Origin of the sequence: Microbacterium sp. BF1 (genome assembly GCF_019279095.1) — a bacterium.
GTDB lineage: Bacteria > Actinomycetota > Actinomycetes > Actinomycetales > Microbacteriaceae > Microbacterium > Microbacterium maritypicum.
In genome coordinates this window covers 1-669 of sequence record NZ_JAGYWT010000805.1, presented here as the reverse complement: position 1 = coordinate 669, position 669 = coordinate 1, and the positions used below count along the sequence as shown (strand labels likewise).

Annotated in this window: 2 protein-coding genes; both read right to left on the bottom strand. The window is 69.8% G+C overall.

All coding sequences use genetic code 11. The features are described from left to right. Positions 1-411, bottom strand: a 411-nt coding sequence (locus KZA10_RS16910) for a hypothetical protein (RefSeq protein WP_218683483.1), incomplete at its 3' end; no start/stop codon positions are given. Then, positions 411-669: dihydrodipicolinate reductase C-terminal domain-containing protein (locus tag KZA10_RS16905; protein WP_306300837.1), on the bottom strand; the 259-nt coding region annotated here is incomplete at its 5' end. The genes KZA10_RS16905 and KZA10_RS16910, both read right to left, overlap by 1 nt.

The window sequence follows — 669 nt, the reverse complement described above, 5'->3', positions numbered from 1 at the left end:
CTCGCGGATGCTGGCCCTGGCATCCTTGCGGCGGCCGGCCGCATCCTGGACCACGCCGAGCCGGTAGCGCGCACGCCAGTCGTCGCCTGCGGCATCCGCCTCCGCGGTGTACCGCGCGATGAGCGGATCCGCGTCGGCGCGAGCGATCCTCCCGCTGGGGGTCAACTCGGTCTCGACCGGTGGCATCCCGCCTTCCGCGTCGAGAAGGCGCCCCAGCCGGTCGGCACCGAAGCCGAACATCATCTCGCGGACGAGTGCCCAGGCTCCGATCGGTGCCAGCACGAGAAGAGTGATGCCCATGCCGATCGAGACCGGGGTGCCGACCGAGATGAACATCACGGCGAGCCAGATCGCGACGGCGAGGTAGACCAGCAGCGCCGCTGCCATGAGCGCGACGCCGATGCGCGACATCACGACCGGATGCCGATGTCGATCATGTGCTCGAGACCGACGAACACACCGGTGGCCTTCACCGCGAACGGCACGGCGAGCCGGATGCCGGGGGCGTAGGCGAGCGCCGAGTCGATCGTGTCGTGGGTGAACGTGAGCGATTCACCGGGGCCGGAGAGGATGACCTCCTGCTTGGCGACGACGCCGGGACGGCGCAGCGAATGGATCGGCACGCTGCCGACCTGCTGTCCACGTGCGCGCTGATCGGCGTGCGGTGCA